This is a genomic window from Nostoc sp. CCY0012 (assembly GCF_963920855.1).
Classification (GTDB): domain Bacteria; phylum Cyanobacteriota; class Cyanobacteriia; order Cyanobacteriales; family Nostocaceae; genus Cyanocohniella.
Window position 1 is genome coordinate 1 of sequence record NZ_CAWUDM010000164.1, and the last position, 9,487, is coordinate 9,487.

Annotated in this window: 7 protein-coding genes; 1 reads left to right on the plus strand and 6 read right to left on the minus strand. The window is 36.7% G+C overall.

Annotated features, from left to right (window positions below):
* Positions 1-551: 551 nt before the first annotated feature.
* From ACM0OS_RS27120 to ACM0OS_RS27130, 3 genes are all read right to left on the minus strand, one after another.
* Complete coding sequence (locus ACM0OS_RS27120) at positions 552-2,963, minus strand: NACHT domain-containing protein (protein WP_414546282.1); 2,412 nt, start codon at positions 2,961-2,963, stop codon at positions 552-554.
* Entirely contained in the window at positions 2,915-5,767 is a 2,853-nt protein-coding gene (locus ACM0OS_RS27125; protein WP_414546283.1) for a GUN4 domain-containing protein, read from the minus strand. The genes ACM0OS_RS27120 and ACM0OS_RS27125 overlap by 49 nt, the downstream gene beginning before the upstream one ends.
* Before the next feature lie 84 nt (positions 5,768-5,851).
* Positions 5,852-6,304 (minus strand): hypothetical protein, encoded by a 453-nt coding sequence (locus tag ACM0OS_RS27130; RefSeq protein ID WP_414546284.1) that lies wholly within the window; start codon positions 6,302-6,304, stop codon positions 5,852-5,854.
* A gap of 172 nt (positions 6,305-6,476) precedes the next feature.
* Here ACM0OS_RS27130 and ACM0OS_RS27135 point away from each other — a divergent pair, with 172 nt between their 5' ends.
* Positions 6,477-6,674, plus strand: a complete 198-nt coding sequence (locus tag ACM0OS_RS27135) for a hypothetical protein (RefSeq protein WP_414546285.1) — start codon at positions 6,477-6,479, stop codon at positions 6,672-6,674.
* A gap of 80 nt (positions 6,675-6,754) precedes the next feature.
* Here the strand turns inward: ACM0OS_RS27135 and ACM0OS_RS27140 are convergent, their stop codons facing one another.
* The 3 genes from ACM0OS_RS27140 to ACM0OS_RS27150 all read right to left on the minus strand — a co-directional run bounded on the left by ACM0OS_RS27140 (position 6,755) and on the right by ACM0OS_RS27150 (position 9,379).
* Entirely contained in the window at positions 6,755-7,138 is a 384-nt protein-coding gene (locus ACM0OS_RS27140) for a DoxX family protein (protein WP_414546286.1), read from the minus strand.
* 59 nt (positions 7,139-7,197) lie between these two features.
* Complete coding sequence (locus ACM0OS_RS27145; protein ID WP_414546287.1) at positions 7,198-7,521, minus strand: hypothetical protein; 324 nt, start codon at positions 7,519-7,521, stop codon at positions 7,198-7,200.
* Positions 7,522-9,115: 1,594 nt separating this feature from the next.
* Positions 9,116-9,379: a hypothetical protein gene (locus tag ACM0OS_RS27150; protein ID WP_414546288.1), complete on the minus strand. Its 264-nt coding sequence runs from the start codon at positions 9,377-9,379 to the stop codon at positions 9,116-9,118.
* Positions 9,380-9,487 lie beyond the last annotated feature (108 nt).

Genomic DNA, 9,487 nt, shown 5'->3' on the forward strand with positions numbered 1-9,487 from the left:
GAGTAAAACTTCATTTGAGTAAAACTTCATTTGAGTAAAACTTCATTTGAGTAAAACTTCATTTGAGTAAATACTCAAATATTCATAATTAAATCTATGATTTTAGTCGGACTTTTTGGTGAAAGTAGAACTTACTGCTGAGAGAAGCTTTCCCTAATAAAACAATCTGGAGTAATAGAGTGCGGCTTACTCATTTGAGTACTTGAGTAAATACTCAAATTAAAAATAACCAGTGATCACTAGAAATGATCGCAGCGTGTTATGCTTGCTAAGTTTGTAACAAATGATTGCAGACATCAGCCGATTGACCAAGTTTGTGTTGTCTAAACTTGAATTTTTTCAGGGCTAAAGAGAATCAATTTAAATATAGATTTAAATCAATGGTATTTAGAATTTATAAGCTTTTTACTAATGATAAATCTAAAAGTAAGAAACAGAAGTAAGAAAAATTTCGATGAGCCTGTAAAAAGGCTTGAATAGCAAGGGTTTCAGTTGCCAATGCGTCGCATGGCTCTTGCGCGACATTGGCAGCGCCATCTGCTTATATTTTCCTAATTTCGCCCAATTTGAATTTGGGCGAAGTGATCTTGTAGTAGTCTATGGACGAACCGATATCCACCACCAACTTTTTGTAAGAATAGGCGATTGGTAGCATAGTTAAGAAAATTGGCATAATTCCAAGGTATATACCCATCCAGCCAAAGGATGAGGCGAAGAGTAAAATGTTGAAGACATGATATACCACCACCAAGTAATCCACCCATCAATCCATGAAAAAATCCAATTATTGTACCCAACAATAAGGATTTATTAAAGCTTAACTGATAAACGAAGCCATAAAATAGTCCGTTAATTATGCCAGATAATATAGCCAAACTAATGCCAATAATTGTGGCATTCAATAAAGATTTGTATATTCCTTGATTAGGTGTTGTTTTAAACTCTATTTCTGAACTAGTGAGTCCGCAAATAATAAATCCAATCAATCCGAAAAAAAACGTCGTAAATAAAATAGAAAATAACATAGTATAAATTCTTATGTGTTCTGTCTGATCTATAAAAGATATATTATTAGAGCTAAATAATGGTATTAGCACTAATGGTGCTAATACGGTTATAAAAGCTCCTAAGATTATAAAAAATATATTAGCTATTAGAATCGAAGAGAAAAACATTCCTTTTTGAAAGGATAAATCAACAGACCATTTGAGATTTTCAAAGGTTTTTACATTTCCTATAAAGTTAGGTGATAAACCTACTAAAAAACCACCTATCAAACCTGAAACTCCTTCAAAACATCTTTGAATTAGAAAAATTAAATTTACGGATTCATTAGATTGACTTAACATCTGAACCAAATCAAAGAATAAAAAATGGGAAGAAAATCCGATGAGTCCACAGAATAAATAATTGTTCAATTTTATCTTTTCTAATTTATTCTTAGGTTTATTAAATACATCTATTTTACTTAAATAACCAATTTGATTGTGATATTCAAAATTTTGTTTTGCTTCTTTTATTAAAATTGTTTTTGTTTGAAATTCTATGTTTTCATTTTTTTGAATTTCTATAGTAGGAGGTAACAAAAGAAATTTTACTGGAACCTTAGGCTGTAATGGTATAAAACTAAATAGTAAGCCAATAGTAACCGAATAAAGTCTAGTAATTGTATAAAATTTATTAACAACATCTCTAGCAATCTTACTCCTAATAGATTCTTCTGTAAATCCTAAAGTCAAACATAAAACTAGTCCACCAACAATTCCATTTATCCCGAAAACTATTGCTAAAATTGTACATATTATAATTTTATAAATTAATTGTTGTTCTGTAGTAATTAACCAAGAGGGAGATAAATTCTCAAGAAAAAACTCTGTTCTATTCTTTTGTTTTAATTGAGCAGCAAGCCACGCTAACCAATACTTAGATTTTTCATGGTCTGGTTTTAATTTGTTGTAATTTCGATTCAGCATTATATTGATATAAGTATCAAAAATATAGCTGAGACGCTCTTGAGATGAATTAAGATTCTGCAAGTCTCTAAAAACAGAAGAATTCTCTTGAAAAGAAAGGGTTAAAATATTTAAGAATAATGGAGTCTTAGCCAACTCCATCAAATTTTGGTCATTATTGAGATTGTTCCAGAATTGTTCTCCTTTAGTTTTCAGTACATAATTACATATCTGATTTTGGGTAAAAGGTTGTAATACAATTGAGCCATTAAGTATAAGTTGCGTAGCTAAGTAGCTATACTCTTCAGTACGGCTACAGACCACAAGAGAACTTGACCTGTTATCTGAACTATTCAGTTTCAGTTGAAGAAACTCATTAATTTGTTCAACACACTTTTCTTGACGTGTCGGTTCTAATTCATCTAAACCATCTAAAAGGGGAATAACTATATCTTGATTTAGCCATTGATTACTAATATCTTTACGTACTTTATACTTAAAATTTAAGTCAGAAACAATCCAATTTTTGAGACTTTGATACTCTTCCGTCCAAGATGATAAATTTAATAATATTGGTATAGGTTGTTCGCTATTTTCTTTAGCCCGAACAATTAAGTCTTGAGCAAGTTCTAACAGTGTTGTTGTTTTTCCCGAACCAGGTGCCCCGGTAATCAACAATCTACCCTTAATATCTTCTCGGTCATATATATTAGTAATTTTTGTGTCTGGTGGCAGTTGAAACTTGGGTTGAGCGCCAACTTGTATGTCAATTGCCCAAGGAGGTTTCACTTGGCTAGGGTCTTCTTCTTTATCAGTGATAATATAAATTCGGTTATGCAGGGACTGCTCTAAACCTAAGACGACTTCATCTCTAACTATGTCTAGTAATAACTGCTGATTTTTAGATCTACCATTGCTCATTTCTTTCATACTTAAAAAAATAAAAATTACTTTGGAAATCTTTAACAACCCTGCCACTCGCGCTCTATAAGTACTAAAAACGACTCCCATGCTTGTGAACGCCAAATTTGCTTGCTGTACGTCTTGTTGGGATATGGAAGATGTCCTTGTGAAGCAGTTAGGGAAAAACTCAGATCGTTATATGTCAACCAGTTGTCCTTCACACACCAACCTATATGTTCACCAAATATTTTATAGATGTCATAATTAACTTCATCATTTTTCAGTTCTTTTCTAATGCTTTCCCAAATTCGTTTCTGAACACTGAAGCCAAAGTGACCATCACTGTAAGTCACCCAAAGCCAGTCAATAGTACAGAGTTCTTCAGAAGGAAATTTATTAAGCGACTCTATATCCAGCCACCCTTCTTTTTCTCGTTTAGCTAACCTGAGCATGATAGAAGCTGTTTCCAAGTCTGCTTTGTCCCATTCTCCAACAGCTAGGTGATTAAAGAGTTGAATGTAGGGAGATGAGACTTTTTCCTTTACTACACAAATCCCACTTCCTTTATCACAATTACTTCCCGACCAATATACAAGTCTTTCTGGCTCTATGCCAGAGTACATTCTTGCTTCACTTGCTGTTAGCAATCTATAGAAATGCAGCGCACTCTCACTATCCTTATGTAAGGGAGCTTTTAAACTTAGCCAAACACAAAATCTCTTCGCCTCTTGAAAGCTTATCTCAGTCATTGGTTTTTTAGCATTTCCGGCAGACCATTTTTTACCTGTCTTTAGCTGCTCGTCAATAAACAATTGATATTCAGCATTCGTGATATAGCTAGTATCAATTTCTAAGTTATTGTTTAAACGCAATAGCTTATTTAGTCGCCGTGCTAATTTTACTTGTGCTGCTAGTTTAGCAACTTCTGAGTCAGTCGATTCTACTCCATCCTCTAATCTATCTTTAAGATGTTCTCGTACCTCTGGCGTAACCCTCAAGCTTTCTTCCAAGCAATCATAGGCGAGCTTTAAAGAAATGACAGTTGGGCTATTCAAAGCAGCAGTAATGAGATTAGTTACATCACTTTGGGCAGCATACAGGCGGATAGTTTCTTCCCACCAAGGATTATTGATGTTCTCAATGAGGATAGACTCTTGATTGGTTTCTTTAATCTGTACGGCAGCTAAATACTCTTGAAAACTTTTATGACTAAACTCATATAGGTCTTTTTCTCGTTCAATTAAAAGACCGCTAAGATTTTCAATATTATTTAAGAATTCCTCTGCTTTCAGGTTATTGCCTGCTACTTTGATTAATTCACCTTGAATCAAAGATGTTCCTAATTCTGGGGTAAATTCACGAGTATTACGTTCCATTAACTCTAATGCTAGTACTTGCAGTACTACTTTCTTTTTCTCAGATGTTAGTGCTTCGGTAATTCCTTTAGCTTCTTGTCTCTTTCCCAGCAAAACATCACAAATCTCGGCATAGAGTTCTACTCGTCGTCCTGGCAATGCACCGCGAAAACAGTGAACCGTGGCAATCATAGTTAGTAGCAGTGGGTTGATAGCCATTGCTGTTAAAGGAGGATTATTTTTAATTCGCTTAATCAGGTCATTTGATTGAATTTCAGCTGCCTGTCGCACTCCTGGGTTATCCTTTCCCAGTCGGCTCATGATTTCATGTTGAAGATACCAATATTGGATAAAGGTCTGTATTTGCTCTAGATTAAATGGCTGTACCTCTAATATTGTCTTTACTTCCTGCACTTGGGCATTTCGATAACCAAACGGACGTGAAGTAAGAATAAAACGGGCATTAGGATATTTTTGAATTTGCTGGTTTACCCAACGGCTAATAGACTGGCGTTGCTGAGAGTCTGCTACTTCATCCAATCCATCTAGCATGACTAAACACTGCTGGCGATGTAATTTCCTCTCAAACCATTGAGGAGGTGGGTTCATCTGACGAACAGATTCTTGCCCTTCAATTAGTGATGATAAACGAGGTTGGGTTTGTGCTGATGTGATGGTATCCTGAATATCACGCAAATATAGAAGTATAGGAATCAGTTTTGGTGCTTGTCGGTGCTGCCAGCGTTGAGCATTCTTAGCATAAGTCAATGTCAAATGTTCTAACAGAGTTGTTTTCCCCGAACCAGGTGGCCCAATAATTGCTATGCTGCGATAGGTGGAATAATTTTTGCTTGCTTCCAAACACTCCCAAATATTTGTGGGAGTATCAGATCTAACTCTAGATTGAATCATTGCAGATCCTATTTGTTCTGCACACTCTGGTGCAACCCTGAGCGGCACAAATACTTTCTCAAAATCTAGGGTAAATGGCCCTTTAGTTTTTAATCCTTGGGTTCGATAGTCCTGACAAGCATAAATTAAGCTTTGATAATACTTGCGCTGAAATGGTGAAGTAAATTCCCAAAGCCAAACTTCCAGTTGACTCCAAATTGTATCTGCAAGACGAACTGCCAACTGCTGTTGCTCCGCCTCCAACCTTTGAGACAGTCTGTTTATCAGTTCAACAATAAACTTTCCTACAAGTATTCCTACAAGTATAAACAGCGTCAAAATCACTGTTATAGACAATGACGCGAATGCTGCTCCCCATTGCCGAAGGATAGCAAAATGAACTGTTATTCCTATTCCTGCACTTGGAAGCAGCAATAACAGCCATTTCAAACAGGGTTTTAGCAATAACAGAAATCGCAGTTTTCTCTCAGGTACTACTGGCGGCGAACTGGGAGGAATTATATTCACATAGGTGGTATGAGAATTTCTATTTGACAGATGTTGCTCGGTTATAGTATCACCAGAGTCAATCTTACTATCAGTTACCTGACCACCTATTGCTATACTCTGCTGACCCTCAGCAATGACATTTTCTTCCTCTGGCATGAGTCGTTACTTTTCTGACTAAGTAAGGTTGAGAGGCAGTTGCTTGATTGCATCCAGGCAATCCTGAGAAAATAAATCTTAATTTTATGAATTAGTAGTCTTCGACTCCTTATGAGTCACAGTATCACCAGTACTGATAGTATTACCACTGGCATTACCACCAATAGCGACAGCACGCTCACCGCTAGCAATGACATTTGATACACTGCCTGTTTGTTTTGCTTGCTCAAAAAGATGGGCAATCTCGCTTGCTAGAGTCGAGTCTTCATTGAGTAATTTCTTAAGTTGCAGACGCAGTGCAGCAATCGCATCTTTATCCTCTGGGTCACTTGCCACATCAGATACTGCTTCAATAGCCGCTGGTTTAGCTTGTACCTTGGGACTAAGTTTCACCCACAAGGCTTTAGCTCTTTCCCATGCATCGCCACCAAATTTTTCCCCAAGCTTCTTACCAGCTTCTTCAGTCGCCTTTTCACCCGCCTTAAGCAAGTAAGGGAGGAAGGGAACCAGAAATGTAGTTATAATTGATACATCCATTTTTTAGCCTCTCAGTAAATCGGTAATGATTCTAAAATGACTGCCTACAACCCAATTTTTGGTGTCTTAAGGTTTGTCATAGGAAATTGAGTTTTTTACTTCTTCATAGTTCATCAATCTCTTGATATATCTCAATTTTGCCAGAGTATGTTCTCATAACTACAAACAATAATTGCAGCTTTCCAGATTGGGTGAGGAATTGATTATTCAAGATTTTGGCTCAACTGCAATCACAAATTTGAAGGTAAGGGTGGCCGGATTGTTTAAGGGGGAATCTTTCAGTGGTAGTTACCGTTACACACGCACATATCTGAAGCGAAATGAACAATGGCAATTTCTTGCAGATCAAGCGAAGGCGATCGCTGTGTAGATCACCTTTTTAAAGAGTCACAGACTCTGAGTGTGTGGATTACACATTTTTAGGAATTCGTGGAATTGGCATACTATTTTTTAGCGTTCGCTTTGATCTAAACTGAGAGAACCAGATCCATAAGTCAGGACTAGGAGCAGTCCACCGATAATCGACAAGTTTTTGAAAAAATTATTGAATTGACTAGGATCTGCAACAGGATTATGAAAAACAATGGTAGCGGGAATCAGAAAAATGATGAGTAGAATCGCGCCAATTTTCGCTTTGTAGCCGAGAATAATGGATAATCCACCTAAAATCTGAAATGCAATTGTAAAAACTAGTAGCACTCCTACTATTGGTAGTCCAGCTTTAGCCATAAACTCACTTGTCTGAGCGAAATTAAACACTTTGTTCAAGCCAGTGTAAATAAAAATCACGGCTAAAAATGAACGAGCAACCAAAGGAATGTATTTTTTTAACATGATAGATATTTTCAGATTCAGTTAGTGAGATGGGGTTACGGATGCAAAATGCCAAGATATTAACTTGCACCAGCTTCAGCTACAGCCGCGCCTTCTTCTGGTTTAGGCTCCTTCGGTTTTTTTTCAAAAAGTTGGATTCCCGCTTCAATTATTTCAAACCCGTTTTCTGTTCGTTGACCCAACTTCCCCGATATAACCCCAGCCCAATCTGCAAACTCGTTCGCATTAGTTTCCGCCTTGCGCCAACTTTTTGCATTTATCAAAGCGGTGAAAACTACTTCGTTCTGGTCAGTCAGCGACACCTCAACTTTCTTATTCGCTGCTGGTGTGGCTGTTGGTAGTTCGCCGCTAAATTTTATTGTGACCTCACTTTTTACCTGCATAGCTTGCCCCTGGATTCATTAACGACTCAAATTTGTTGCTCCTGATTTTATCAGGCTGAAGGTTGACAACTATATATATGTAGTCAATTCAATATCTCGGCACTTTCTCCATTTTAATCTCCCGCCGAAGCACTAAAGACGGACGAGAATCTGTCCTCAACATGGCGATGCTAGACTACTTCCTTTCCTCAATTCAGGATGATAAAAAATAATATTATAATTCTCGGCTGTGGGAAACGGCTCATGAAGATGCGATGCCTACAGCGAACGCGAGTGCGTCTCGCAGAGAAGCTATCGCCTTAGTTTGACTTGTATTTGTAAATTACTATCTACCAATTAGCCCGCTTCGTTTGATTATTTTTATCAACTTATTGAAATTACATTTGTAAATCTAAAAAATCTTACTACAATCTCCACTAACAACATAGAATTTATCTACTTTTTCAGTACAGTTTTTGTCAAATTAAATACTATATTACATTGAGCAGACATTTTGTATCTAAATCAGTGATTCTGGTGCAATATGTCTGCTGTTTTGCATAATGACACTTACTTGTACACCTTTTTAGCCTGCCTATAGTTGTCTCTAGCCAGCTTAATAATTGCCAAAATATGACAATTCAGTGCAAAATGTCTGCTAATTTGCACATCAAAAAAGAGCGAAAATTGCTGTTTAATATATATGCAGACTGGGTTTTAGCCATTATTTCTCAAATTACCACTGTCATTAAACTCAAAATTATTGAGAATATAATAATACATTCATGCTGCAAAAGTAATTCAAAAATCTGCTCAAAAATTATTCTGTAGGTGTTGATAATACAATTGGTTACAAAATATTTGAAAATAGCTTAATCATTATCATTAAACTAGGCTTATTGATAACAAAATAGCCTACAACCCTTGTCATCGCGTTATATTGGCTAGTAGTTAGCCAGTAGTCAAACCAGCCTAATTAATAGAAACGTCTAGTAAAGATTGACCCATTCACAAGTTTTTCTTCTGTCGTCATCTGCTAATCATCAAATAGTATTAACATCTGACGAATCCATTCCCCCTGAAAACCTGTAATGGAGAATTAATCAGTTATTTTGATATGCTGATGAGAGAAAATTCTTTGTCAAGCTCTGGCACGGGCAGTAGTAGCATTACCGCATGAAGCTTAGGTGCAATTCAACTGTTCCATACTTACTACGGAATGAAGATTTTCTGGCGATATTTTAGCCCCACCTCATCCCGACTCAGCTATAAGACTAGTTTACCATTTAAGACATCACAACTAAACTAAATATATAACTGAGGACTCATGGCAGGTTTAGTAATTTTGCGGGGAGTGAAGCTGAAAACCTTTAGCAATATTAGTGGTAGTGAAGCCCATACTGCCAGATTACAATAAACCATCAATACTGACCCACAAAAAATAAATCTTAGATTAATTGGGGATAGCGATCGCCCTTTGGAGAAAATTGTCAAACTTAAAATTCAATCTTGCACAACGCACAAGCCACGCCAAATTGCTGGGAGAAGCGATGCCGTAGGCGAGCAAAGCTATCGCGCTCAGAAATGGCAGACTTTATGTGTTCATCTTGGTTAATTATTCAAAAATGGGTACTCGTGCGCGTACCCCGTCCATCTCAGTTTTTCTCACCAAAATCTTTTTTAGCTTTCGTGTAGGTTCAGAAAATTGAAACTGTGCCATCTCAAATTCATAGGGCTTGCGGTAATACTGGGTAGCGAATGGATGTTTAATAAACCAATCTCGCTCCGCATCCATCTCAGGGTCAGCCTGTGCTTGAAACTCAGGGTGAAACTCAATATTTTTTATCTCCTTGAGTCTGTTTGTAGTCATTTCACTCATGGTTTTTACTCCAATAAACGCAGATAAGACGCAATATGTTCTTCTTTTGGGTTAACTTATATCTTGCACCTAACTGGATAAACACTGAATACGTAAAATAAAGGTCAA